A 25,009-nucleotide genomic window follows, 5' to 3' on the forward strand; every position below is an offset into this window, starting at 1 on the left:
GGTCGAAGGACCTCTGTCGTCGGTTATCGCCCTACTCTCGTCGTCGCTCACTCGACGTATCGCCGTTTCTCTTCGCTCGCCGCCTCGTCGCCGTACCGGTCCACCAGCGGTTCGTAGGCGTCGCCGAGCGCGCGCATGCACTGGCCCGCAGAGTGGAATCCGAGTTCGTCGGCCACGTCGAGCCACGGGCGGCCCTGGAGGACTTTCAGAACCAGCAGGCGCTCCTCGCGGGCCGAGAGCGCGTCGGACTCCGCCACTCCGCCTCCATCGTCGGAGTCCACGAAGTGCTTGAGCGCCACGCGGCGGAACGGTCGCGGCGCGGCGTCGTACAGTCCGGGTCCGTACGCGCTCGACGCGACGGTTCGCCAGTCCCACTCCGAGAGGTCGAGGGTCACGGGGGCTTCGACCGACCGTAGAAGTTCACGCATTACGTCGGGGTCGGCGTCGCGCAGGGGGTCGGCCAGCATCGACGCGACCCGGGAGGCGAACCACCGAGCGTGGCGGTCGTGGAGGTCCCGCCCCGCGGGGGAGAGGGGGTCGAGCATGAGCGCCGAGTACTCCCCGCTGGTGTCGTTGCGAGTGGTCGAAAGCTGAACCGCGCAGTAGCCGTTCTCGCGCCAGAACCGGAGGAGTTCCGGCGTCGCACCGTAACCGACCCCGAGCCAGTCGAGTTCGCTCTCGAACTCCGCGCGCACGTCGGCGAGCAGGCGCGACCCCAGTCCTCGCGAGCGCACGGCGTGGTGGGTGGCGATGCGCATCACCCGCATCCCCTCCGGAATCCCGGCGCGCTCGTCCCGGAGTTGGGAGGTCAGCACGTCCGGGAGCATGTTTCCCCGCACGCGCCCGCCCTCGTACATGTGTTCGCGCACGCCCGCGGAGAGATTCCCTTCGCGGGCCAGCAGCGCGACCCCGACGACGTGACCTTCGAAGCAGAGCGCCCTGACCGTCAGATTCGGCGCGTCCAGCAATCGAGCGAGGTCGTCGGGTTCGGTCCGGTAGTGGGCCAGCACGAGCAGGCCGAACACCTCCCGGAGCAGGGTCTCGTCGGCGAGCAGGTCGGCGGGCGAAAGCGCCCGATACTCGACCGACGAAGGGTCCGCGTCCCGAACCACCTCCTCGACGGGCGGCCTGGCGTCCAACAGGAGCGCGCGGAAGGCCCAGACCTCCACGGGGTCGCCCGCGGCGTACCGGATGGGTTCGTCCAGCCGGGTCTCCAGAACCTCGTGGTCGCTCTCGGCGAGTCGGTCGCGGAACCGGACCGAGAACCCCCGGCCCGCGCCCTCGTAGCCGTGAATCGTCGTGGTGAACGCGACTCTCTCGGCCGCCAGGAACCGTTCGAGCAGGCGAACCGAGAGCGCGGCCGCCTCGTCCACGAAGACCGCGTCCGGGTTCCCCGGCAAATCGGCGGCGTCGGTCGGCGTCTCGAATCGGACCCGGCCGCCGTCCTGCTCGCCCGCTCGTTCGTCCCCTCGCTTACCTTCTCGTTCGCCCGCGACCCGAATCTCGCGCGGCGGGTCGCGGTCGGTCTCGACTTCGTAGCCGAGCGTTTCCAGCAGGGCTTCGGCCCGGACGAACACCTCGCGCGAACTCCGGTACTCCGGGGCCGTGACCAGCACGTCGTCGCCTTCGGCGGCGAGACTCCCGGCCGCGATGCCCGCCGCGCTGGACTTGCCCCTGCCGCGGTCGGCTTCCACGACCACCGCAGTTTCGCCCGGACCGTCGTCATCGCTTTCCGAGTCGTCGCCCGGTCGGAGGACTTCCAACTCCCGCACCACCGTCATCTGGTCGCCCGTGAGACAGGCGTCGTAGGCCGCGTCGGGGAAGGTCCGGTCGGCGGGGCGTTCCGGAGGTTCGTCGGCGGTCGAAACCCGCGGCGCGGGATGGGTCAGGCCGTCGCGCTCGACGCGGACGCCGAGGTCGGCGTCCGCGTCGGACTGCTCGTCAGCGTTCACGTCGGATTCCTCGTCGGACTGGCCGCCGGAATCCACGTCGAGGATGGCGATTCCGGGATGGGCGCGCAGGGTCTCGGCGAACCGCCGCCGGAAGTGACCCGTCACGTCGTCGGCGTCGGCGGGCGGTACCGCCAAGGTCCGGTCGAAGTCGGTCCGTCGGTCGGGCCACTCGTCGAGCGGTGGGGTCAGGAGGACGAACAGACCGCCGCCGTCCACCGCGCCGACGACTCGTCCCATCGCGTTCGGCCGGAAGTCGGCGTGACAGTCCAGAACCACGCACTCGCGGGTCGTCCCGAGCAGTCGGTCGGCGCGCTTCGCCCCGACGCGCTCGCACCCGAGGCTCCCGGTTCCGACGAGCGTGGTCGCCTCGCGGTCGACGTCGGCGGCGTCGAGCGTCCGGTCAGCCACCTCGTAGCAGGCGTCTCGCTCGCCAGCGACGACGAGCAGTCGGCGCTCGTTCGTGCGGCGGGCCTCGGCCCGCAGGCCAGTCACGACCCCGGATACGTCCATGCTCGCCGTTGGACCGGGCGGGAGAAGGGCGTTTTCCTTCGGCGACGGGGAGAAGCTTCGAGGTTCGATTGCTTCGTTTGCCTCGCTGACGAAGGGTTCGAGATGCACGCTCGATTCGCTCGCAGTCACGAGGCAGCGACTATTTCAGATTCCGAAGGTATTTGCCGGCCTCCTCCGTCTGGCGACGTATGCCCGGACCAGTCTACCTCTCCAGCGACCGAGTAGACCTCCGAATTACCGAGCGAGAAGACGTTGAGTTCCTCCAGCGCGCCCGGACCGACCCGGAACTGCGGACGCCGTTGACCTTCACCGAACCCCAGACCCGCGAGCAGGTCGAGGAGTTCTACGAGAACACGATTTCGTCCGACAACGGCGACGCGAACTTTCTACTCTGCGTCGACGGCCGCGAGGACCCCCTCGGCGAGGTCGATCTCTTTCGAGTCGAGAGCGACCACGCCGAGATAGCTTACTGGCTCCTGCCCGAAGGTCGCGGAGAAGGGTACGCGACCGAAGCGGTCTCCCTGCTGCTGGACTACGCCTTCGAGACGCGAGGTCTCCGTCGCGTGTTCGCCCGCGTGGTCGATTTCAACGAGAGGTCCCGCGGCCTGCTGAAACGACTCGGCTTCACCGAAGAGGGTCGCCTGCGCGACCACGAGTACCTCGACGGCGAGTATCGGGACGTGCTGATTTACGGTCTCCTGCGCGAGGAGTGGAACGACGGTGAGTAGCGTCTGCTGGATGACCCCGCTTCCCGTGCGTTCGTTTCGCAAGCCGCCGTAGCATTTGAAAGCGCTTTTAAGGGGTGACGAACTACGCAAGGGTACGACCTGCGCGCGGTTGATGATGCTCCTAGCCGCACAGGATACGCCCGGCAGGGGAGCCTGAGCCGACGTGCAGGGAGGTGAACAACCTATGCCAGTGTACGTAAACTTCGACGTCCCAGCCGACCTCCAGGACCGCGCCGTCGAGGCGCTCGAGGTCGCCCGAGACACAGGTACCGTAAAGAAAGGAACCAACGAGACGACCAAGGCGGTCGAGCGCGGTAACGCCGACCTCGTCTACATCGCCGAAGACGTCCAGCCGGAAGAGATCGTGATGCATCTCCCGGAACTCGCCGACGAGAAGGGCATCTCCTTCATCTTCGTCGAGACTCAGGACGACATCGGTCACGCCGCCGGTCTGGAAGTCGGCAGTGCCGCCGCGGCCATCACCGACTCCGGTGAGGCGGAAGACGACGTAGAGGACATCGCCGACAAGGTCGAGGAACTTCGCTGAGGTGGTTGAGTCATGAGTGCAGAGGAAACTGAAGAAGAAAGCTCCACGCCCGCCGAAGTGATAGAGATCGTCGGCAAGACGGGGATGCACGGCGAGGCCATGCAGGTCAAGTGCCGCATCCGTGAGGGCGAGAATCAGGGCCGCATCATCACGCGGAACTGCCTCGGCCCCGTCCGAGAGGGCGACGTGCTGCAACTGCGCGAGACCGCCCGCGAAGCCGACTCCATCGGAGGTCAGTAATCAATGCCCAAATCCCGAGTTTGTGACTTCTGTGGCGATGACATCGAGCCCGGCACGGGCACGATGTTCGTCCGTACCGACGGAAGTACGGTCCACTTCTGCTCGGCGAAGTGCGAAAAGAACGCCGACCTCGGCCGCGAACCCCGCGACCTCGAATGGACCGAGGACGGCGGAGCCGAGGAGGGTGAACAGTGAGCGAGACCGAGCGAACCTTCGTGATGGTCAAGCCCGACGGCGTCCAGCGCGGCCTCATCGGTGAGGTCGTCTCCCGATTCGAGGAGCGCGGTCTGAAGATGGTCGCCGGCAAGTTCATGCAGATAGACGAGGACCTCGCCCACGAACACTACGGCGAGCACGAAGGCAAGCCGTTCTTCGAGGGCCTCGTGGACTTCATCACGTCCGGTCCCGTCTTCGCCATGGTCTGGGAGGGCCAGGACGCGACCCGACAGGTCCGCAAGATGATGGGTCAGACCGACCCCGCCGAGTCCGCGCCCGGTACCATCCGCGGCGATTTCGGACTCGACCTCGGCCGCAACGTCATCCACGGGTCGGACCACGAAGACCCCGGCGCGAACGAGCGCGAGATCGACCTGTTCTTCGACGACGAGGAACTGGTCGATTACGAGCGCATCGACGAGACGTGGCTGTACGAGTAAGGTAACGTTCGGTTTTCGGTTCGTTTTCCGCATTTTCGGACTCGACCACAGATTCTTTCGACGATGGGTAGCGACTCCCCGAGCGGAGCGGCAGTTCCGTCGGTTACTGCCGGAACGCCGACCCTCTGACTACAGTCACGCTTTTGATAACAGACTCGCTGACCGCGATCCCGAATCTCGCCACATCGTTACTGATTGGGAGTATATTAAGAAGAGTTAAGGAAATAATTGCCCGGATGGGCCCCGTGACCACCCCTCACGGAGTAGTCCACAGTTGGGAATGGGACAATGAGCGAGACAGAGTCAACCGACGATGCGGAAGCCAGCGCGCACGAACACCACGAACACCACCACGGCGTCGAAGGTCCGGGCTACGCCACGCCGCAGGCCGCTATCGAGGAGTCGGAGCGCGAGGAGGTTGCCTACGTGGTGAGCCTCTACGTCGGTACCGACGTGGACGCGCCCGATTTCCTGTCGGTCGTGGACGTGAATCCGGACTCGGACACCTACTGCGAGATAATCGACCGCGTCGAGATGCCGAACAAGGGTGACGAACTCCACCACTTCGGCTGGAACGCCTGCTCGTCGTCGTGCCACGTCGAAGGGCTGGAGCGACGGCATCTCGTCGTTCCGGGGAATCGCTCCTCGCGACTCCACGTCGTAGACACGAAGAACCGCGAGAATCCGGAAATCGTAGACGTCATCGAACCCGAGGCGGTCCACGAGCAGGACCTCTCGGCCCCGCACACGGTCCACTGCATCCCGGACGGGGAAATCCTCGTCAGCATGCTCGGGGACGCCGACGGCGAACTCCCGGGCGGCTTCCTCGAACTCAACGACGACTTCGAGATCGAGGGGCGGTGGGACCCGCCGGGGGAGATCGAGATGAACTACGACTTCTGGTACCAACCGCGCCAGAACGTGATGGTCTCTTCGGAGTGGGCGGCCCCGAACGTCTACCAACCGGGATTCGACATGGCCGACGTGGAGGCGGGCAACTACGGGCAGCGACTCCACTTCTGGGATTGGGAGAATCGCACGGTCGAACAGACCCTCGACCTCGGCGAGGAGGGGATGATTCCCCTGGAGGTCCGGTTCCTCCACACGCCCGAGTCCACCCACGGGTTCGTCAACGCCGCCCTCTCCTCGAACGTGTTCCACTTCTGGGAGGACCGCGAGACCGGTGAGTACCGCGCCGAAAAGGTCATCGACTTCGAGAGCCGGGACCACGACGACTGGGACATGCCCGTCCCCGCGCTTCCGACCGACATCCTGATTTCGATGGACGACCGCTACCTCTTCGGCGGGAACTGGATTCACGGCGAGGTGTACATGTACGACGTGAGCGACCCCAGGAACCCCCGGGAGGCCGACACGCTCTCGGTGGGTGGCCTGTTCGGCGAGGTTCGGCAGGTGCAGGGCAGGGACGTCGTCGGCGGACCCCAGATGCTCCAACTCAGCCTCGACGGCGAGCGACTCTACTGGACCACGTCCCTTTACTCGACGTGGGACAACGAGTTCTTCCCGGAGGAGGCCGAGAAGGGGTCTGTCATGCTGAAGGCCGACGTGAACCCCCGGAGAGGGACCCTGACGCTCGACGAGGAATTCCTCGTGGACTTCGGACAGGTGCCGACGGGACCGGCCCGCGCCCACGAAATCCGCTGGCCCGACGGCGACTGCACCAGCGACGTGTGGCAGTGACAGGCGACCCCGAACCGGCGACCGACGAGTCCGAGACCGAACCGGGGGCCTACGAGGTCGCGCTCGTCTGGCGGGACGGAGACCGGGCGAGCATCCGTGTGTCCGCAGATGAGACCGTACTCTCGGCCGCCGAGCGGGCGAACCTGAGCCTCCCGTTCGGGTGCCGGACCGGCGCGTGCGCGACCTGTACCGGTCGCCTGCTCGCGGGCCGGGTCGAACATGCGCGGCCTCCGCGAGCCCTGAAGGACCGCCACCTCGACGCCGGATACGTGCTGCTGTGTATCGCCGAACCGCGCGCCGACTGCCGGGTCGAAGTGGGCGTGGACGTGCAGACGGAGCTCGTATCGAACCCGTGGAAGTGACCCCCTTGGACCGCCGCGAAGGGTGAACGCGACCGCGTCGAGAGGACTGCTCGCGCTGGCGGCCGCGTACGCCCTCGGAACCGCCGTCGGGGTGTTCGGCGCAGTCGTCCTCGCGCGTCCGCTCCGGGGCACTCGGAGTCGCCGCTGGCGTCCGACTCGCAGTGGGGCTCGGCGAGAGCGGGTGGCCGAGTGCGGTCGGTCCGTGGCGGGCGGTCGCTCGACTCCGTTCGGGCGCCGTCAGTCTCTTTCGATACCGCCCAGTAGTCGGTAGCGTGCACGTCACCGCCCATCGAGGGTTCGGCGACGAGTACCCGGAGAACACTGTCTGTGCCGCCCGCGAGGCCGCGAAAGTCGCTGACGCGGTCGAAATCGACGTGCGGCGATGCGGGACCGGCGAACTCGTCGTCTCCCACTGGGAGAGCGTGGAGTGGGTCACCGACGGCGAAGGCGACGTGGCCGACCTCTCGGCCGGCGAACTCGCCGACCTCGGGGTCGACGGGTCGGACTACGGCATCCCGCTCCTGTCCGAGGTGCTGGAGGTGATTCCGCCGAGCGTGGGCATCAACGCCGAAATCAAGGAGACCGGCGTCGTCGCAGACCTGCTCGCCGCGCTGGAGGGCGTCGCAAACGACGTGGTCGTCTCGTCGCTCCACCCCGACCCGCTCTGGCGCACCCGGATGCTCGACGAGACGGTGCCGCTGGCGTTCAACTTCGGCGTGCGTCCGGACGCCAACTTCCTCACCGCCGAAACCATCGGGTGCGAGTACGCCAATCCCCACTGGTCGCTGTGCTTCGTCACCGGCCTCGTCGAGAGCGCCCACGACGCGGGGATGGAGGTCCACGCGTGGCCGGTCGGGTCGCGCCTGCTGGCGCGGGTTCTCGAGCGGCGCGGCGTGGACGGCGTGATTGCGACGCGACCGATCTGACGGCGGTGCCCCCGCCCGCCACTAACGATTTGTGCCACGTCGTCGGTCGGAAGGGCGACCGCTTCGGCGGCGGCGAACACGTCCACCCCCGAGGGGTGCAAGCTCTGGGTCCCGCCCGAGGGCGAACCCGCCTTCTCGTGGCTGTTCGAGCAACTCGACCCGACCGGTGCGGACCTCGTCCGCGGCGAGTACCATACGCATCCCCGAGAGGCGGCCGACCAGCAGACCATCGACGAGTCCATCGAAGGCAGCCAGTCCCGAGAAGATGAGTCGGAAGCCGACTGACCGTCGAGAAGACGGCCACGGCCTGCGGTAGTCGCCGAGTCCCGCGTCTCGTTCTATCCGTCCAGTGGCCGTTCGTCTCCGTTGACGCTGTCGATGATCACGTCTCCGTCCGGTCGCTCGGCCAGCCAGAACAACTTGTAGGCGTCGGCGACCCGGGCGAACTCCACGTCGGGGACGTCGCCGAGTATCGACGTGCGGAGCGTCCACTTGAACACCGCGTCGCGGGCCTTCTCGTCGGCCTGCTCGGGCGCGAGTTCGCTGGGCAGGACCAGCGCGTCCTCGATTGTCCGGGTCTCGAACTCCGGGACGGTGTCGGCCCGGAGCGCGAGTCGCCGCGAGCAGTCTACGCTGACGATTCGGCGGTCCCGGCGGGGTGACAGCAGCGGTCGGTCCACCTCGACTTCGGTCTCGTACACCCGGTAGGGGTAGGCCACCGCGCCGACCCGGCCCGTCGATTCCACGTCCTCGCGGGCGATCGCGGGCGGGAACACCGCGAGTTCGACCTCGTCGTGGTGTTGGCCGGCCATCGGGTGTTGGCTCGGGTCCGGTCGCTCGTCCGCGTCTGTGCGCCCACCCGTGTCTGTACGTCCACCCGTGCCTGTGCGCTCGCTCGCGTCCGGGCGCTCGCGTCCGGACGCTCGCTCGGCGTCGGATTCGGAGTCGGTGGCGTCCGACCCGAAGCCGGTGGCGTCGGCGACCTCACTCATCGTCGGACCAGTAGCCCGACGCGGCGACGTGGCCGCGGATGTTGTCGCCTTCGGTCACGACCTTCGGCGAGGTGTCTGCGGCGCTTCCACCGTCGGTGGCGTAGTCGGGCACGCCGTCGCCCTCCGAGGAGGAGATGACCGCCGACAGCGGCTTGTCGAACACGTCGAAGTGGTCGTCGACGTCGCCCGGCGGCGTGGTGAGCAGCGAGACGACGACCAGCGTGGTCGCCGACAATATGAACGCCGGGAACAGGCCGTAGACGGTGACGAAACCGTACCAGAACGCGGCCGACTCCGCGGGCATCATGCCGACGGCTTCGAGGACGGTCGGGAGTTGGGTCCACAGAATCATCGTGGACGTGCCGACCACCATGCTGGCGGCCGACCCCTTCGCGGTCACGCGCTTCCACCAGAGCGTGGCGATGACCGTCGGGCCGATGGCCGCCCCGAGACCGCCCCACGCGTAGTCGAGGACGAGCGTGTAGATGGGCGTGCTCTTGGCGAGGTACGCGAACGCGACGCTGGCGGCACCGAGGCCGAAGGTCACGTACCGCGAGTACTTCACCAGTTCCTGCTCGGTGGCGTCTTCGTTGATGAAGCCGTGGTAGACGTCCTCCACGACCGCGCTCGTGGCGACGAGGAGTTGTGAGTCCGCGCTCGACATCATCGCCGCGAGCGCCGCCGCGAGGACGATGCCGGCGACTGCGCCGGGCAGGAGGTCGAGCGTCAGGCGAGGCATCGCGTTGTCGGGGTTGGCGAGAGCGCCGTCACCGAACATGGCGATGGCGTACAGGCCGACCAGCGCCGCGCCGACGTACGCGACGAACATGAACAACTGGGCGACGAGCGCCGCGAGGCGGACGTTCTTCACCCGGTCGATGCCCATGAACCGAACCATGATGTGGGGATTCCCCGGTACTCCGAGACCGATTGCGGCGTAACTGATGACGCCGAAGACGGCGGCCCAGCCAGCGGTTCCGGCCGTGATGCTGGTCATCGACGACCCCGCGGTGGACGCCACCTCCTCGAACGGGAGGCCCATGTTGGTGAACGCGATGACGGGCAGGAGGATGAACGCTCCGAGGATGATGGCCCCCTGGAAGTAGTCGGACCACGCCACGGCGAAGTATCCACCGAGGAAGGTGTAGCCGATGACGATGACGCCGCCGACCACGATGCCGACCCACGGTTCGATGCCGGTCAGAATCTGGAGCAGGGTCCCGGCCGCGACGATTTGGGCACCGACGTAGCCGCCCTCGAACAGCATGAGGACGACGGCCGAGATACCCTTGACCGCGCCGGTGTCGTCGCCGAGTCGGGTGGCGAAGAACGTCGGGAGCGTCACCGACTGGACGAGTTCGGTGTACTTCCGGAGGCGCTTGGCGATACCCGCCCACGCGAACAGGTCGGCGGGAATCATCCCGAGACCGTTGAGGAACGCCATGATACCGGTGCCGTAGGCGTCGGCGGGCACCCCGAGGGTGAGCCACCCGCTCATCTCGGACGCGCGCTCGGAGAACCCGGTCACTACGGGTCCGATCTCCCGGCCTCCGATGACGTAGTCGCCCACAGAGTCCATGAACTGCGAGGAGTAGAGACCGATGCCGAGCAGGGCCAGCAGGTAGACGCCGAACGTGCCGAGAACCCAGATACCGGCGTCTCCCGCGATGCCGCTACTCTGCATGGTCCACCTCGTCGTAGCGCTCGCGGAGGCGCTGTTCGCGCTTGCCCTCCCAGACGTAGTACACTATCAACAACACGAAAAATACGACGTACGGTCCGGCTAATCCGATCCAGTCAATCGTACTCATGGCAGGCATTGACGATGGAATCCTAATCAAACATCGTATTTTATCCTTTCGGAACTGCCCCCTGTTTTTGACGTCTAGAGTATACAAACGCAGTCTGTAGACGTTTTCGACCGTATTTTTACATGGAACGTCGTCCGGAACAACGCCGGACAACTCACGACTCGTGGAACAGTCGTTTTACGTGAGCGACGTGACATCCGAATATGGACATCGACTCCGCGCGACGCGCTCTTGTCGCCGCCATCGTCGGCGGCGGAGCGGTCGGGGGTTCGCTCTCGCCGGTCCGGGGGTATCTGGACCGGTTCGCCCCCTTCTCGGGGTCGGCGTGGCGGGACGCGACCGACCGGACGAATCGGAAGGTCGAGAGTCCTTACGGCCGAGCGGAGGTACGCTACGACGACTACGGGACCGCCCACGTCGAGAGCGAGGCGCGAGACGAGAAGGCGCTCTACTTCGCGGTGGGGTACGCGCAGGCCGCCGACCGACTCTTTCAGATGGACCTCCAGCGCCGGGTGATGCGCGGGCGACTCTCGGAGGTGGTCGGCGAGGCGGCCCTCGACTCCGACGAGTTCCACGTCCGGATGGACTTCGTTGGCGGCGCGGAGGCCAACCTCGATCTCCTCGGGGAGACGCCGACCGGAGAGGCGGTCGAGGCGTTCTGCGAGGGCGTCAACGCCTGCCGAGACCAGGAGGCCCTCCCGCTCGAATTCGGCCTGCTCGACTACGAACCCGACCCGTGGACCCCCGCCGACACGATGCTGATGGAGCAACAGATTTCGTGGGGGCTGACTGGGAGTTTCTGGACGCTCCGGCGCGAACTACTGGCTCGGACGTTCGGCGAAGGGACGGTCGAACGACTCTACCCCTCCCGGATGGACCACGACGCGCCGATAATCCGGGAGGAGAGTAGCGCTACGGACCGAACGCGAGTCACCCCTTCGGGGAACTTCGAGGACGCCGACCTGCTCGACTGGCTCGGCGAGTTCGAGCGTCCGCCCGGCGTCGGGTCGAACAGTTGGGTCGTCTCCGGCGACCAGACCGAGAGCGGGCACCCCATCGTGGCCAACGACCCGCACCTCTCGCTGATGGCTCCGCCCGTCTGGTACGAGACGAACCTCCGGACCGACGACGTGAGCGTTCGCGGCGTGACCTTTCCGGGCGTCCCGTTCGTCGTCATCGGAGAGAACGATTCCGGCGCGTGGGGGTTCACCAACGCCGGGGCCGACGTTATCGACTTCTACAGCTACGAGACCGACGACTCGGGCGACCGGTATCGGTACGAGGGCGAGTGGCGAGAGTTCGACACCCAGGAGCGCACCATCGAGGTCAGCGACGGCGAGGACCGGACGGTTACGGTCCGGAAGACTGTCCACGGTCCGGTCCTCGAACGCGAGGGCCAGCAGGTCGGCGTCTCGTGGACCGGCCACACCGCGACCAGGACTTCGCGCGCCATCCACCTCTACAGTCAGTCCGAAGGGATGGACGACTTCCTTGACGCGACCCGGAAGATGGACCTGCCGACCCAGAACGTCGTCTACGCCGACCGGGAGGGCAACACCCTCTACTACGTGACGGGGAAGATTCCGATTCGCACGGTAGACGGCGAGGAGGTCCGGGGCACCCGTGTCTTCGACGGCTCTGCGGGCGAGGCCGAGTGGGAGGGCTTCGAACCCTTCGGCGTCTCGTCGTGGGAGGGGTTCGTTCCGTTCGAGGAGAAACCCCACGTCGTCGACCCGGACTACCTCGGCACCGCGAACCAGCGCATCGAGGACGACCCCGAACACTACGTCGGCGAGCGATACGCCACGCCCTACCGGGGTCAGCGGCTCTACGAACTGCTCGACGAGCGCGCCGAGTCGGAGAAGCCGATGGACCCACAGTTCGTGCGACGAATCCAGCGCGACGCGAAGTCGGCCCGGGCCGAGCAGTCGCTCGAAGAACTGGTTTCGGCCGCGGAAGGCCGCGACGGACTCGGAGATGCCACCGAGACGCTCCGGAACTGGGACGCCCGGATGAGTCGGGACTCGCGGGCCGCGCTCCTGTTCGTCCGGTGGTTCGAGCAGTTCCGCCGGGAGACGTTCGCCGACGAGTTCGACGCGGAGGACCTCGGCGAGGAGTACTACCCCAACGACTGGGTGCTGGCGACGCTGCCCGAGGACAGTCGCTGGTTCGGCGACGAGGGCCGCGAGGCGGTGATGGCCCGGGCGCTCGAAAACGCCCTCGGCGAAATCGACGAGGGCGCGACCTACGGCGACTACAACACTACCGAGACCGTCACGCACCCCTTCGACCAGTCGTTCCTGAACTACCCCGCGTATCCGACCGACGGGTCGGCCTACACCCTGAACAACTACCGGAAGGAGTCTGCGGTCGGGAGCAGTTGGCGGATGGTCTGTCCGATGGCCGACCGCGAGCATTCGGTTTGCATCCTGCCGGGCGGCAACTCCGGGGAGTACTTCTCGGACCACTACGACGACCAACTCCGACTCTGGGCCGACGGGAAGTACAAGTCGATGAGCCGGGAAATTCGGGGAGAGACCGCCATCGAGTTCGAGACCACCGACGGGGAGGGCGACCGATGAGCGTCGCTCGCGCGTGGCTGACGGAGATTCGAGCGGACCACCGAGCGCGCTGGTTCGGACTGGCGGCCGGAGTCGCCGTCGGACTCGCCGCGGCGTGGGTCCACTGGTACGGGTTCCTCCTCGGAGGTCTGCTGGTCGGACTGGTCTCGAAGGACCTCGAGCGCGGCCTCGCGGCGGGAATCGGGTTCGGCCTGCTCGCGTGGGCCGTCTTCGCCGGACTGGTGGCCGCGAACGGCGGACTCGAAGAGTACGCCGCGACGGGGCGACTGCTCTACTTGAGTGTCGGGATTCCGGTCGGCCTGTCGGCGCTCGGGTCGCTGATTCGGGGTGCGGTCTGAGATTCGGAAACATCTACGATTCTTTGACACTGAATTTCGATTCTCGAAGGCAGGATTTCTCGTCTTTCTGGATGCATTCGGAGCCGACGGGCGAGACTTGGAGGACGAGTAATCGACCCTTCGCCGGAAGGAAACCGTTTTTCGCCCGCGCTCCGAACTCCTCCCCATGAACGTGCGAAACGTGGCGGACCTCCGGCCCGACGACCGGCAGGCGCTCTTCCACCGCGACGCTGGCATCGAGGCGGTACGCGACGACGTGCGCGACATCATCGCTCGCGTCCGCGAGGAGGGCGACGTGGCCGTCCGGGAGTTCTGCGAGGAGTTCGACGGGGTCTCGGTCGGTAACCTCGACGTGACCGACGAGGTCGAGCGCGCCTACGAGGAGATAGACGACGAGGTCCGCGAGGCCATCGAGACAGCGGCCGAGAACGTCCGGGAGTTCCACGAGGCCCAACTCCCCGACGACTGGCGCCGGGAGTTCTCCGACGGCCGCGAGTTGGGTCGGCGCTTCCGACCGCTCGAACGCGTCGGCGTCTACGTCCCCGGCGGGGCCGCGGCCTACCCCTCCAGCGCGCTGATGGGCGTGATTCCGGCGAAGGTCGCGGGCGTCGAACAGGTCGCGGTGGCGACCCCGCCCGCCGAGGAGATGAACCCGGTGACGCTGGCGGCCATCCACGTCGCGGGTGCGGACCGCGTGTTCAACGTCGGCGGTGCGCAGGCCGTCGCCGCGCTCTCGTACGGCACCGAGCAGATAGACCGGGTGCAGAAAATCGTCGGTCCCGGCAACAAGTGGGTCACGGCCGCCAAGGCCGAGGTGCAGGGCGACGTGGCCATCGACTTCCTCGCCGGGCCGAGCGAAGTGCTGGTGATAGCCGACGAGACGGCGAACCCGGAGTTCGCCGCGGCCGACCTCGTGGCGCAGGCCGAACACGACTCCGAGGCGTCGGTCGTGGCGGTGACCCACGACGAGGAGACCGCCGAGGCGATCGCAGACGAAGTGGAGTCGCAGGTCGCCGACCGCGAGCGCGCCGACGTCGCCCGGGAGGCGCTCGACGGCGACGACAGCGGGGTTTTCCTCGCCCGGTCGCCGAGCGAGGCCGTCCTGTTCGCCGAGGAGTACGCCGCCGAACACCTCTCGATTCAGGCCGACGACGACGAAGAGATCCTGGACCGGATCGACAGCGCCGGAAGCGTCTTCCTCGGTCCGTACACACCGGTCGCGGCGGGCGATTACGCCAGCGGGACCAACCACGTCCTGCCGACCACCGGACTGGCGAAACTCACCGGCGGCCTGTCGGTGGACACCTTCCTGCGGGAGACCACGGTCCAGCGACTCGACCGGGAGGCGCTGGGCGACCTCTCGGAGACGATTACGACCCTCGCCGAGGCCGAGGGACTGGAAGCCCACGCCGAGAGCGTCCGGAAGCGATTCGAGGACTGAGACCGCTTCGCTCGACTACTCGTCTTCCGGCGGTTCCGCTCGGTGTCCTTCTTCCGTCGCCTCGCTGCTTTCTCCCCGCTCGTCTTTCTCTCGAACGACGACCGTGGAGATCCGAGCGCCGTCGACCTCTGCCACGTCGAGGCGATAGCCGTCGGTCTCGATACGGTCGCCGACCTCCGGCGCACGCCCGAGTCGTTCGAGCACCAGGCCGCCGATGGTGCCGAAGTCCTCTACCTCGAAGTCGGTGTCCAGCGCCTCGTTGACGTCCGAGACGGCGACGCCGCCGTCCACGGTGTACGTTCCGTCGCTTCGCCGGTCGATGGACGGTTCTCGCTGGTCCACGTCGAACTCGTCGCGGATGTCGCCGACAACTACCTCCACGAGGTCTTCGACCGTCACGATGCCCTCGAACGACCCCCACTCGTCGATGACCGCGGCCATCTGGCTCTGCTCGTCCTGAAACTCGGCGAGGAGGTCGTTGACCCGACCGGTCTCCGGAACGACGGGCAGGTCGCGCGCGAGGTCCCCGGCGGTGGTGGACTCGCCCGCTTCGTCGCCGGATTCGCCCGCCCGAAGGACGTCCTTCGCGTCGACGAACCCGACGACTTGGTCGGCGTCGTCGGCCTCCACGACGGGGTAGCGCGTGTGTCCCTCGTCGATTATGAGTTTGCGGAGATCCGACAGCGAGAGGTCCGTGGGTGCGCTCACCACGTCCGGGCGCGGAACCATGACCTCGCGGACGGTGACGTCGTCGAGGTCGAACACGCGCTCTATCATGTCGACCTCGTCCTTGTCGATGTGACCCTGCCTACCCGAGCGCGTCAGCACCATGAGGAGTTCCTCCTCTTCGAGGCTCTCCTCGCTCTCGGTCACGGGCGGGACGCCGATGAGTCGCGTGAAGGCGTTCGCGGTGCCGTTGAACACGACGATACCGGGGATGAACAGGTAGTAGAAGAACTTCATCGGCGGCGCAGCCAGCAACGAGACGCGCTCGGCCCTCGCGATGGCTATCGTCTTCGGCGCGAGTTCGCCGAAGACGACGTGGAGGAACGTGATGAAGCCGAATCCGACCGCGAAGGCGACGAGGTGGACGAGGTTCGACGGGAGCAGCGACCCCAGAACCGGTTCGATGAGCGCCGCCACCGCCGGTTCGCCGATCCACCCGAGGCCCAGCGAGGAGATAGTGATGCCGAGCTGGGTCACCGCGAGGTAGTCGTCGAGGCTCTCCATCGCCGTCTGTAGCGTGTTCGCGCCCGGTTTCCCCTCCTCGACGAGCGTCTCGACGGTCGTCGATCTGATTCGCACGAAGGCGAACTCCGTGGCGACGAAGAAGCCGTTCAACACGACCAGCAGTAGCGCGAGCAGGACTCGTCCGACCGAGAACGCGAGGTCTACCATCCGGCCCTCCGCGGCGGTCCGGTCGAACCTCGCTGTCCCCACTCGAACGAACCGTCGCGCGCCGTGCTATCCGCGACGGGCGCGACGGCTTCGTGACGTATCATACTCACACGTAGCGTTCTCGATGTGATAAGAATGACCCTCCCGACTCGGTCCCCCGACCGCGGCGGCCTACGTCCGGAAGCTCTCGCCGCACCCGCACTCGCTGACGACGTTCGGATTGTCGACGTGGAAGCCCGCGCCCTGCAAGCCGTCCTCGTAATCCACGACGCTCCCCTCGATGTAGTTCATACTGGCGGGATCCACGAACACTCGGAGACCGTAGTGTTCGTACACCGTGTCGTCGTCTTCCGGTTCCTCGTCGAAGCGCATCCCGTAGGAGAGGCCCGCACAACCGCCCTGCTGGACGAACAGCCGGAGACCCGCGATGTCGGTGTCCAACTCCTCGCCCTCGAGCAGAGCAAGGGCTTCGTCGGCGGCGTGTTCCGTCACCTCGATTTCGGGCGTTGGGTCGGCGTCGGATGCGGCGTCGGTACTCATATCTACATAGTTTCGCGTCCGAGGTGTTAATGCTGACGCTGATACGCGAACGCCTTCGGGCGAGAGTTTATAAGCGAAGCCGGAACGAATCTCGCCCGGACGTCTCGTGCGGTCGCCCGGACCGACGTCGACAACGAGTCCGGGGACCGCCAGTCCGACTAACCCGAGAGGGCTGAGCCCCGACAGAATGCAGTGGCCAGCGTTAGCTCTGCGGTTCTTCTAACTCGAAGGCCACCGTGACCTCTGCCTGATACTCGCGGTCAGGAGCGTTCGCGACTTCTACGCCGAGTTCGTCTACCTCGACCCACTTGACGTTCTGGAGCGTCTGCTCGGCGCGTTCGATGGCGTCGTCCGCGGCGGCGTCGAAGCTCTCGCTACTCGTACCGATGAGGGTTATCTTCTTGAACACCATGGCCCGTTTCGGTACCACGCAGAGACGCTTAAAGCCACCCGGCCAACACTTGACTCGACGACATGCCCGCGTACCCTGTTCGACACCTGGCGGTCAGTCGGCCCCGCGCGTTCGCCCGTCGAGGCGGTCGGTGAGCGCGCCGACCACGTCCGAGAGGTAGGCCGTGCCCCAGACCGCGACGAGAACGCCGCCGACCGTGTCGAACATGAGGTCTTTCATCGTGTCGTCGAGTCCGAACTGGGTGAGTATCTTGTCGCTCCCGAGTAGACTGGCGAGTCCGCCGACTCCGAACTCGATGACCTCCCAGACGACGCCGAACGCCACGACGAACAGGAGGATGAAGACGAAGGTGAACCGCGGCGGGAAGTAGACGTCCTCTGTGTGTTCGTCGAGCGCGCGCGTCGTCGCGTAGCCGATGGCCGCGACCAACGACGACGAGAGCGCGTGGGTCACGTGGTCCCACCACCAGAGCGTCGGATTGCGGTACGGCCCGATAGTTCCGAGGGCGTGGAGGAACACCGCGGTCGTAATCCAGAGCGTGAGTCCGGCGTCCATCGGGATGTCGTAGTCGCGCTCCAGGATCGCCGGGAGGAACGTGATGGCGAGCGCGATGGCCGAGTTTACCACGACGCCGACGTTACCGTCGTAGAGACCGATGGCGAGGATGACGACGAGTCCCAACTCCATCGCCCGAGTCACCTGCTTCTGTCGTCGCCCGGAGATTCCGAGACGGTCGCGTACTCTCACAGGTTCTCACCGAGTTGGTCGGGGAGGCGGGTCTCGACGCGTGCGAACCGACGGAAGTACCACTCGAAGACGACGCCCGCCATGCCGCCGATGACGGTGGCGGCCACGAAGTCCCACATGAGGCGTTCCTCGCTGTGGATGAACGCCGTGCCGAGATAGAGGTCCGAGAGCCACTGGACGACCGCCCAGATGCCCGCTGTCGCTATCGTGGCGACGACGACGAACAGCACTGCGAACCAGTGATTCATCTCGACGGGCGTGAAGACGTGCAACTCTACGGCGACGACGAGCGCCAGCGCCGCCACCGAGAGGTAGGTCGTCACCCGAGAGGTGTACGTCAGTGTCGCCAGCGCCCGACCGAGTATCGGAAGCGCCGAGACGGCCAGCACTTCCCACGGGAGCATGACGGTCCAGTCGCGGTGGGAGATAGCCGGAACCAGCGCCAGCGCCGCGACGAACGTCGAGAACCCGGCCCACAGCAGATGACCGTCGAGTACCTCCTCGGCCGCCACGAGCGCGAGAAACGCGATCAACGCCCATCCGAGTCCGGCGTTCACGCGCTCGTCTTCCACGACCCGGTCGAGTTTGCCCGCGCGACTTGCCATGACGTGGCGTAAACAACCGGGGATAAGAAAGGTTCGGGTAGTGAAACTACACCGATTACGGGACCCGATGGAGGTACGGGGGCGCAGTGCGGTAGGCGGTGGGGTTGCCGTGCGGTGGCGGTGTAGTGTTGTGTCGGTGCGATGGCGGTACAGTGCCATCGGTGCAGTTGCAGTGTAGCGTCGTGCGGTGCAGTACAGCGTCGTGCGGTGCGGCGCTGGAACTCGGCGGTTCGAGCAGTAGCTAGCCTCACGTCGTCTGCTCCGTCACGGAATCGAAGTCTCCGTCACAGAACGGTTCACGGGAACGGAGAGAGCACGTAGACCAGCGTGTAGGTCAGCGCGGCGATGCTGACGGCCGAGAGGCCAGTCATCACCCACGTCACGGCGTCGCCCCACTCCGCCGACAGCACCGACCGGGAGGGGAGCAGATTCGGCGCGACGCCGACCACCGCGACCGCCAGAATCGAGAACACGAAGTGATAGGATACCTCCATCGTCGGCGCGGGCATCGCCACCGCCGCGATGGCGTAGGCGACTCCGAACGCCGCGCGCGTGTCCACGTGCGAGAGAATCCGTCTGTCAGTGGCGTGGAGGTAGACGGACCCCGCGAGCCAAATCGTCGCTAGTTCGACGCCGAAGACCGCCAGCAGGTTGAGCGTCGGGTCCGACAGGAGGACGACGCGCTCGGTCAGAAGCTGGAAGTCCAACGGGTAGAGAAACTGTGGCGGTCCGCCCGTGAACACGTCGCCGAACGGATGGCTGAGAAGACCGACAAGCGCCGCGGCGAGCAGTTTGCGCGGTCCGAGGTCGGTCGAGCGCGAAGCGACGACTGCGACGCCGACGCCGGCTACGAGGAACGCGAGCATGACCATGCCGCCGAGTAGGCCGCTCTCGAAGAACGCGACGGCGGTGAGTCCGGCCACGAGCGAGGCGGCGACGAGCCACGACCACCTGCCGGTGGCGTGGTCGCGGTCGACGACGCTCGCGGCGAAGGCCACCGCCGCGATTACGCCGACGACGAGCGAGTGGGTCACGGCCCGGTGGACGACGTGGGAACTCTCCCAGAACGCGTCGGTCATGGTCCAGACGCCAGCGAAGCCGACCTGCACCAGTCCGAACACCGCATAGAGCATGTCCACGTCGGGAACCGCGGCGAACGCGGCCGCAGCGATGCCGAACGTCAGCGCGCGCTCGCGGGACCACCACCGCGCCGTCACGGCGGTAGCGACGGCAAACGCCAACATCGCGTGCCCGACCATCATGGATACGATCGTTGGCACTCGGGAGCTATAAGCTTCTTCCCCTGAGAACGGCTCTCAATAGCAGATACGGCGGGGACGGGATGTGAGACGACGTTGGCTCGTTCTGACTCGTCTACAACGTCGGAGTCGGTAAAATCCGAAACGTCGGTTTCGAAAGCCCCCGCCCGGTCGCGGGGACGCAGCCCCGCGACCGGACGACCCCTTTCGTTCCCCCTGTCGGCGATTCGACGAGCGGTTCCGGTTGTACGTTGCGCCGAGCGCGTCCTGTAGAACGTCGAATCGAGTGGTACATCTGGAAATCTATATACTGGGGGGAGGTGTATTCATATATTGTAAAGGAATAAATTTGTATATTAGAAGTAGATATAGGATTCTATTGGGTCAATTTAGATGTCTTTCCGAAGCGGCGCTATCGTAGCCTGAGAACGATGCGGTCCGGCGGGGCGGAATCGCCGCCCGCCGGAACCGTCGCAAAAGACGGCTCGGGACGCCGCGCAAGCGGTAACGACCGGTGGATTGGCCCCCTCGTCTCTAGAGCGTTGCACTGTGCCCGTACGGGGCCGAACCAACCTCCCCCGTTTAGTTCGGCCCTCGTACGCGCACTCGCAGCCATCCGTCGGTCGCTCCCGCGGTAGTGGTCCCCGCGGGTCCGGTCGTGCCGTTTTCGAAATTCTCGCCCGTCGAACGCGCCCCCGTCGCGTCCGTCGGGGCGTTCTCTCGTTCGTCGGACAGTGGAATAAACCGGTGCGACCGTTTCGTCCGTTCAGGCCCTCCAACGGCGTGTTTCCCCGTCACCCAGAGTCTCTGAGTGGGTCAACGCCGCGTTACGACTGCGCCGGACGCCGACAACGCTCCAATAACGCGCGTCTTCGGGTGGAACTTTTTAAGTCATCCCGGGTAGATACCACGTCACATGGTGGAGAAACCGGACGTTGGCGAGTTGACACCGCCGGACAGAACGCTCATGGGTCCCGGACCGAGCGAGGTCCACCCGCGAGTGCTTCGTGCGATGAGTACGCCGCTGGTCGGCCACCTCGACCCCTCGTTCATCGAAATCATGAACGAGGTCCAGGATCTCCTGCGGTACACCTTCCGGACCGACAATCAGTGGACGATTCCGGTGTCCGGAACCGGTTCTGCCGCGATGGAGGCCGCCATCGGCAACGTCGTCGAACCGGGCGACACGATGCTTGTCCCGACCAACGGCTACTTCGGCGGCCGGATGGAGGAGATGGCGACCCGCGCCGGTGGCGAAGTCGTCCACGTCGACGCCCCGTGGGGCGAACCGCTGGACCCCGCCGACGTGGCCGACGCGATGGACGAACACCAACCCGACGTGTTCGGCTTCGTCCACGCCGAGACGAGTACCGGCGTCCTCCAGCCGCAGGTCCCGGAACTGACCGACGTGGCCCACGACCACGACGCCCTCGTCATTGCGGACACCGTGACTTCACTGGGCGGCGTCGAGTTGAAGGTGGACGACTGGGGCATCGACGTGGCCTACTCCGGCCCGCAGAAGTGCCTCTCGTGCCCGCCGGGCGCGGCCCCGCTCACGCTCAACGACCGCGCGATGGAGAAGGTCCTCTCCCGCGAGGAGGAGGCCCGGTCGTGGTACCTCGACCTCTCGCTGCTCGAAGGCTACTGGGGAGACGAACGGTCGTACCACCACACCGCACCCATCACGAACGTCTACGCGCTTCGGGAAGCCCTCCGTCTCGTCGCCGAGGAGAGCATCGAGGACCGCTGGGAGCGTCACCGCGAGATGGCGGGCGCGCTCAAGGCGGGCGTCGAGGCGATGGGACTCGAGATGAACGCGCCCGACGACTACTGGCTCCCGAGTCTCAACGCCGTCCGGGTGCCCGCGGGCGTCACCGACTCGGACGTGACCGGCTACCTGATAGACCAGTACGACCTCGAAATCGCTACCGGCCTGGGCGACCTGGAAGGCGACATCTTCCGCATCGGTTGCATGGGTTACTCGGCCCGCGCCGAGACGGTCTCGTACCTGATGGCTGCGCTCGGCGACGCGCTCTCCGAGCAGGGCGCAGACGTGGACGTGGAAGCGGGTCTCGCCGCGAGTGCCCGGAAGTTAGGTGAGCAGTAACTCGCCATCGGTCGGCGGGCAGAAAGTCGAACGAAACGGTGCGCCGGACCGCCCGGCGCAGAAACTCAAACTGCGGTCTGTACGCTCGGTGGCGCACGAAGGACTTCGTAGTCGCCGCCGTCTCGAACGCCGATTATCGCCCACTCGTACTCGGGGTCGGTCTGTCGAAGTTGGTTACGGAGTTCCGACGCGTACTCGTTCCACGTAACGAAACAGCGGAGGTCGCCGTCGTCCGGCGTCTCCTCCGAATCAGTTACCGCAGTGACGCGGACGACTCGCCACTTTCGTTCGGCCCGGAACTCTTCACCGTCGCCGGAGACGGTGTAGCCCAAGTCGGCAAAAATCGTCTTGGCTTGATCGATGGGCGGTGTGCTAACAGTGGCCATCCACGTGAGGCTACCACGGAACAGGTAATAAACTTTCTTGCGAATTACGAGAGTCGGAGGGACGGGTTCCGATGCTGAGAGGCGAACTCCTCGACGTCGCCGTTTTGGCGCAACTCCTTGATTCGGTCGCGGGCGTCCTGTCGGTCGATGCCCGCGACGACTTCGCCGACGTGGAGCACCTTCTCTTCGGGGACGCCTCGCTCCTCGGTGACTGCTTGCCACGTGTCGCCCTCGGCTTCGGTGACTTCGCTCTGAATGAGTTCGATGACGTCACGGATGTCGTCGGTGCTGGCCATGGTCTCGTGCCAACTTGGCGGGTAGACGCTGAGTCGCCCCTCGCCGACCTCGTAGAACCGGCCGCCTTCTCGCCACTCGTCGCTGTCGGTCGTGCGCTCGTCTAACGCGTCGAGGTCCACGTCGTAGTACACCGCGTCGGCGTACGCCGCCAGTAGGTCGCGGTCGACGCCGCGTCCGGCTACGCCGTGATGGGTCTCGACGATTCTGACGAACTCCTGGAGCGTTATCGTCTCGCTGTGGCTGTCGAGTTCCTCGACCACCTCCTCGCGTATCTCGGTCATGGTGAGACGTTCGGGAATCCCGGGCAAAAGTAGCGTGGCCGTCTCACTCGTGGGCCGCGTCCCACTCGGTCGGTTTCCGGACGTTTCCGCAGACGTTGCACTCGATGCGACCCATCGTGTCCATCGCGTTGTCGACGCGCTCGCAGTTTCCGCAGAGGTAGCCGAATCGGTTCTCGTGGTCCTCGTCGCTGTAGACGACGAAGAAGGGGCCTTTCGAGCCTGTGTCTCCCTCCTCGCGGGAGACGTACACCGTCTGACCCTCGGTCGTCGTGGTCGCGTCCATCGCCTCCGAGTAGTCTCCCGAGGGGTTTAGAATCCTCGGTCGGTCTCGAAGGAGTCAAATCCTCCGCCTCGAAACCCCGAACAAATGGCTCCCCGTCTCGTCCACTACTCCGACGTGGAGAACGTCTACGACTCCCCCGAGCGCGTCGGTCGCCTCGCGGGACTCCTCCGGAAACTGCGCGACGAACGCGACGAAGAGGTGATTCTCGCGGGGTCGGGCGACAACACCTCGCCGGGTGTCCTCTCGCTGGTCGAGGACGGCGCGCAGGCCCTCGACTTCTTCGAGGCGGTCGAACCCGACGTGGAGACGTTCGGCAACCACGAGTTCGACCACGGGTTCGACTCGCTGCGCCGACTCGTCGCCGACTCGCCGCAGACATGGGTCAGCGCCAACGTCTGGAGCGACCGGGAACGCGGAGAGCGATTCGCCACGGACGCCGGAGTCGTCGCCACGACCGTCGTGGAGACCGACGGCGCGGACGTCGGGTTCGTCGGCGTCACGACAGAGCGAACCGCCTCGATAAACCCCGACGCCACGGCCCTCGAGTTCACCGACCCCGTCGCCGCGGCCCGCGACGCGCTCGCGGACCTCGATACGGACTACGCGGTCGTCCTCTCGCACCTCGGACGGGGCGACGAGCAACTCGCCCGGGAAGTCGAAGCCGACGCCATCCTCGGCGGCCACGTCCCGACCGAGCGCAGGGACCGAATCGACGGCACCCTGCTCACCCGACCCGGCGACGGTGGGTCGGTGGTCGTGGAGGTGGACCTCGCTGGCGACGTGACTCGCCACCGAGTCGCCGACGCGCCGGTCCACGAGGGAGTCGCCGAGGCCATGCGCGACCGACTCGCCGAGACAGGCCTGAACGACGTGGTCGCCACCGTCGAGGAACCCATCGACCGGGCCGAGTCCACGCTGTTCGGCGGCGAGTGTAGACTCGGCAACCTCGTGGCCGACGCCTACCGATGGGAGACGGGCGCGGACGTTGGACTCCAGAACAGCGGTGGGGTCCGGACCGGCGACGCCGTGGCGGGTGAGGTCACGGCCGCCGACCTCGTGAGCGTCACGCCGTTCGAGGAACAGGTGGCCGTCGCGGAAGTCTCGGGCGCGGAACTTCGGGCCGCCTTCGAGTGGGCGGCCAGTCCGGACCTCGGGTTCGCGGAGTCGGGTTGGTGGCACGCGCACGTCAGCGGCGCGCGAGTCGCGTGGGACTCCGAGACGCACGCGGTCGAGTCGGTTCGGGTCGGCGGCGACCCCATCGACCCCGACCGGACGTACTCGGTCGCGCTGTCGGACTACGTCCTCCACACCGACGACGAGTTCCCCTCGCTCCGGGAGGACCACCGGATCTCGGTGGCCGGAATCCAGTACGAGGTGCTGGTCGAATACGCTCGCGAGACGGGAGTCACCCCCGAAATCGAGAGACGGATAGTCGATATCCGAGCGCATGAGCAGACGACCGAGAGGTAAAAGAGTCAGGACGACTTCGTCCGAGACGTGACTCGCGTCGTCGTTCCGGTCCGCTACCCGCTGACCGACCACTCCAAACGAACGCTCGCAGAGGCGATTCGCGTCGCCGAGGAGCGCCGCGCGGCGCTGACCGTCCTGCACGTCAATCTCTATCAGCAGGGTCGGGAGGTGTCGCGCGCGGAACTCAAGCGCGCGGTCGAAGCCGAGTTCGGCCGGGTGAATCGCGCCCGGTACGTCGTCCGCGAAGGGTTCCTGGTCGAGGAGACCATCCTCGAAGAGGTCGCGGCCGAGGAGGCCGACGTGGCGGTCATCGGCCACAAGCAGGCCGGACGCTGGCGGCGCATGCTCCGAAAACTGACCTCCGACCCGGACATCGAGGGGTATCTTCGGGGAAAGCTCGACGCCGAAATAATCACGGTCGGAAACGAGTAGTTCGCT

The 25,009-nt window shown here is 66.4% G+C and carries 27 protein-coding genes; 14 read left to right on the plus strand and 13 right to left on the minus strand.

Translation table 11 applies throughout. The annotated features are described in order from the left end of the window. Positions 1-47 precede the first annotated feature (47 nt). Complete coding sequence (gene tmcA, locus E2484_RS22970) at positions 48-2,462, minus strand: tRNA(Met) cytidine acetyltransferase TmcA (protein ID WP_137287531.1); 2,415 nt, start codon at positions 2,460-2,462, stop codon at positions 48-50. A gap of 188 nt (positions 2,463-2,650) precedes the next feature. On the opposite strand from tmcA, the gene E2484_RS22975 reads away from it, so the two are divergent. The 8 genes from E2484_RS22975 to E2484_RS23010 all read left to right on the plus strand — a co-directional run bounded on the left by E2484_RS22975 (position 2,651) and on the right by E2484_RS23010 (position 7,622). After that, positions 2,651-3,190, plus strand: a complete 540-nt coding sequence (locus E2484_RS22975; RefSeq protein WP_137287532.1) for a GNAT family N-acetyltransferase — start codon at positions 2,651-2,653, stop codon at positions 3,188-3,190. A 184-nt stretch (positions 3,191-3,374) separates the two neighbouring features. Next, a complete protein-coding gene (gene rpl7ae / locus E2484_RS22980) occupies positions 3,375-3,737 on the plus strand; it encodes a 50S ribosomal protein L7Ae (protein WP_137287533.1) in 363 nt (120 codons plus the stop codon). Between the two features lie 12 nt (positions 3,738-3,749). Beyond that, complete coding sequence (locus tag E2484_RS22985; RefSeq protein ID WP_137287534.1) at positions 3,750-3,977, plus strand: 30S ribosomal protein S28e; 228 nt, start codon at positions 3,750-3,752, stop codon at positions 3,975-3,977. 3 nt (positions 3,978-3,980) lie between these two features. Then, positions 3,981-4,172 carry a 50S ribosomal protein L24e gene (locus E2484_RS22990; RefSeq protein WP_137287535.1) on the plus strand — a complete coding sequence of 64 codons (192 nt, stop codon included), beginning with the start codon at positions 3,981-3,983 and terminating at the stop codon, positions 4,170-4,172. Then, entirely contained in the window at positions 4,169-4,633 is a 465-nt protein-coding gene (gene ndk, locus E2484_RS22995) for a nucleoside-diphosphate kinase (protein ID WP_137287536.1), read from the plus strand. Before E2484_RS22990 ends, ndk begins: the two co-directional genes overlap by 4 nt. Before the next feature lie 288 nt (positions 4,634-4,921). Beyond that, complete coding sequence (locus E2484_RS23000; RefSeq protein WP_137287537.1) at positions 4,922-6,334, plus strand: selenium-binding protein SBP56-related protein; 1,413 nt, start codon at positions 4,922-4,924, stop codon at positions 6,332-6,334. Continuing rightward, positions 6,331-6,696, plus strand: a complete 366-nt coding sequence (locus E2484_RS23005) for a 2Fe-2S iron-sulfur cluster-binding protein (RefSeq protein WP_137287538.1) — start codon at positions 6,331-6,333, stop codon at positions 6,694-6,696. Before E2484_RS23000 ends, E2484_RS23005 begins: the two co-directional genes overlap by 4 nt. A gap of 272 nt (positions 6,697-6,968) precedes the next feature. Next, positions 6,969-7,622, plus strand: a complete 654-nt coding sequence (locus E2484_RS23010) for a glycerophosphodiester phosphodiesterase (RefSeq protein ID WP_170977471.1) — start codon at positions 6,969-6,971, stop codon at positions 7,620-7,622. Between the two features lie 338 nt (positions 7,623-7,960). On the opposite strand, the gene E2484_RS23015 is transcribed toward E2484_RS23010, so the two are convergent. From E2484_RS23015 to E2484_RS25315, 3 genes are read right to left on the minus strand one after another with little or no spacing between them, the layout of a single operon-like run. Then, positions 7,961-8,614 (minus strand): hypothetical protein, encoded by a 654-nt coding sequence (locus tag E2484_RS23015; RefSeq protein WP_321113016.1) that lies wholly within the window; start codon positions 8,612-8,614, stop codon positions 7,961-7,963. Beyond that, positions 8,607-10,298 carry a sodium/proline symporter gene (locus E2484_RS23020; RefSeq protein ID WP_137287540.1) on the minus strand — a complete coding sequence of 564 codons (1,692 nt, stop codon included), beginning with the start codon at positions 10,296-10,298 and terminating at the stop codon, positions 8,607-8,609. The genes E2484_RS23015 and E2484_RS23020 overlap by 8 nt, the downstream gene beginning before the upstream one ends. Beyond that, the gene (locus E2484_RS25315) at positions 10,288-10,425 is read right to left on the minus strand and encodes a hypothetical protein (protein WP_170977462.1); all 138 of its coding nucleotides are present in this window, start codon (positions 10,423-10,425) and stop codon (positions 10,288-10,290) included. The genes E2484_RS23020 and E2484_RS25315 overlap by 11 nt, the downstream gene beginning before the upstream one ends. A 203-nt stretch (positions 10,426-10,628) precedes the next feature. Between E2484_RS25315 and E2484_RS23025 the strand changes: the two genes are divergently transcribed. The 3 genes from E2484_RS23025 to hisD all read left to right on the plus strand — a co-directional run bounded on the left by E2484_RS23025 (position 10,629) and on the right by hisD (position 14,786). Further along, positions 10,629-13,007: a penicillin acylase family protein gene (locus tag E2484_RS23025; protein WP_137287541.1), complete on the plus strand. Its 2,379-nt coding sequence runs from the start codon at positions 10,629-10,631 to the stop codon at positions 13,005-13,007. Then, entirely contained in the window at positions 13,004-13,345 is a 342-nt protein-coding gene (locus E2484_RS23030; protein ID WP_137287542.1) for a hypothetical protein, read from the plus strand. The genes E2484_RS23025 and E2484_RS23030 overlap by 4 nt, the downstream gene beginning before the upstream one ends. Before the next feature lie 166 nt (positions 13,346-13,511). Next, positions 13,512-14,786, plus strand: coding sequence for a histidinol dehydrogenase (gene hisD / locus E2484_RS23035; RefSeq protein WP_137287543.1), 1,275 nt, complete (start codon positions 13,512-13,514; stop codon positions 14,784-14,786). Between the two features lie 15 nt (positions 14,787-14,801). On the opposite strand, the gene E2484_RS23040 is transcribed toward hisD, so the two are convergent. From E2484_RS23040 to E2484_RS23065, 6 genes are all read right to left on the minus strand, one after another. Then, positions 14,802-16,184 (minus strand): hemolysin family protein, encoded by a 1,383-nt coding sequence (locus E2484_RS23040; protein ID WP_137287620.1) that lies wholly within the window; start codon positions 16,182-16,184, stop codon positions 14,802-14,804. Between the two features lie 171 nt (positions 16,185-16,355). Continuing rightward, complete coding sequence (locus tag E2484_RS23045; protein ID WP_137287544.1) at positions 16,356-16,724, minus strand: HesB/IscA family protein; 369 nt, start codon at positions 16,722-16,724, stop codon at positions 16,356-16,358. A 202-nt stretch (positions 16,725-16,926) separates the two neighbouring features. Then, the gene (locus E2484_RS23050) at positions 16,927-17,136 is read right to left on the minus strand and encodes a dodecin (RefSeq protein WP_137287621.1); all 210 of its coding nucleotides are present in this window, start codon (positions 17,134-17,136) and stop codon (positions 16,927-16,929) included. A 93-nt stretch (positions 17,137-17,229) separates the two neighbouring features. Continuing rightward, positions 17,230-17,883: a hypothetical protein gene (locus E2484_RS23055; RefSeq protein ID WP_137287545.1), complete on the minus strand. Its 654-nt coding sequence runs from the start codon at positions 17,881-17,883 to the stop codon at positions 17,230-17,232. Next, positions 17,880-18,488, minus strand: a complete 609-nt coding sequence (locus E2484_RS23060; RefSeq protein WP_137287546.1) for a hypothetical protein — start codon at positions 18,486-18,488, stop codon at positions 17,880-17,882. Before E2484_RS23060 ends, E2484_RS23055 begins: the two co-directional genes overlap by 4 nt. Before the next feature lie 296 nt (positions 18,489-18,784). Further along, positions 18,785-19,750: a metal-dependent hydrolase gene (locus tag E2484_RS23065; RefSeq protein WP_137287547.1), complete on the minus strand. Its 966-nt coding sequence runs from the start codon at positions 19,748-19,750 to the stop codon at positions 18,785-18,787. A 913-nt stretch (positions 19,751-20,663) separates the two neighbouring features. Here E2484_RS23065 and E2484_RS23070 point away from each other — a divergent pair. After that, positions 20,664-21,854 carry a pyridoxal-phosphate-dependent aminotransferase family protein gene (locus tag E2484_RS23070; protein ID WP_170977472.1) on the plus strand — a complete coding sequence of 397 codons (1,191 nt, stop codon included), beginning with the start codon at positions 20,664-20,666 and terminating at the stop codon, positions 21,852-21,854. A 65-nt stretch (positions 21,855-21,919) separates the two neighbouring features. Here E2484_RS23070 and E2484_RS23075 read toward each other — a convergent pair whose 3' ends face one another. From E2484_RS23075 to E2484_RS23085, 3 genes are read right to left on the minus strand one after another with little or no spacing between them, the layout of a single operon-like run. After that, positions 21,920-22,240, minus strand: coding sequence for a DUF7116 family protein (locus E2484_RS23075; RefSeq protein ID WP_137287548.1), 321 nt, complete (start codon positions 22,238-22,240; stop codon positions 21,920-21,922). 44 nt (positions 22,241-22,284) lie between these two features. Continuing rightward, on the minus strand, positions 22,285-22,818 hold the full coding sequence (locus E2484_RS23080; protein ID WP_137287549.1) for a hypothetical protein: 534 nt from the start codon (positions 22,816-22,818) through the stop codon (positions 22,285-22,287). 43 nt (positions 22,819-22,861) lie between these two features. Beyond that, on the minus strand, positions 22,862-23,101 hold the full coding sequence (locus E2484_RS23085; protein WP_137287550.1) for a DUF5816 domain-containing protein: 240 nt from the start codon (positions 23,099-23,101) through the stop codon (positions 22,862-22,864). Between the two features lie 84 nt (positions 23,102-23,185). Here E2484_RS23085 and E2484_RS23090 point away from each other — a divergent pair, with 84 nt between their 5' ends. Both E2484_RS23090 and E2484_RS23095 read left to right on the plus strand, forming a co-directional pair. Continuing rightward, the gene (locus E2484_RS23090; protein ID WP_137287551.1) at positions 23,186-24,571 is read left to right on the plus strand and encodes a bifunctional metallophosphatase/5'-nucleotidase; all 1,386 of its coding nucleotides are present in this window, start codon (positions 23,186-23,188) and stop codon (positions 24,569-24,571) included. Positions 24,572-24,598: 27 nt separating this feature from the next. After that, on the plus strand, positions 24,599-25,003 hold the full coding sequence (locus E2484_RS23095; RefSeq protein WP_137287552.1) for a universal stress protein: 405 nt from the start codon (positions 24,599-24,601) through the stop codon (positions 25,001-25,003). Positions 25,004-25,009 lie beyond the last annotated feature (6 nt).

The sequence above is a fragment of the Halorussus salinisoli genome, assembly GCA_005239435.1.
GTDB lineage: Archaea > Halobacteriota > Halobacteria > Halobacteriales > Haladaptataceae > Halorussus > Halorussus salinisoli.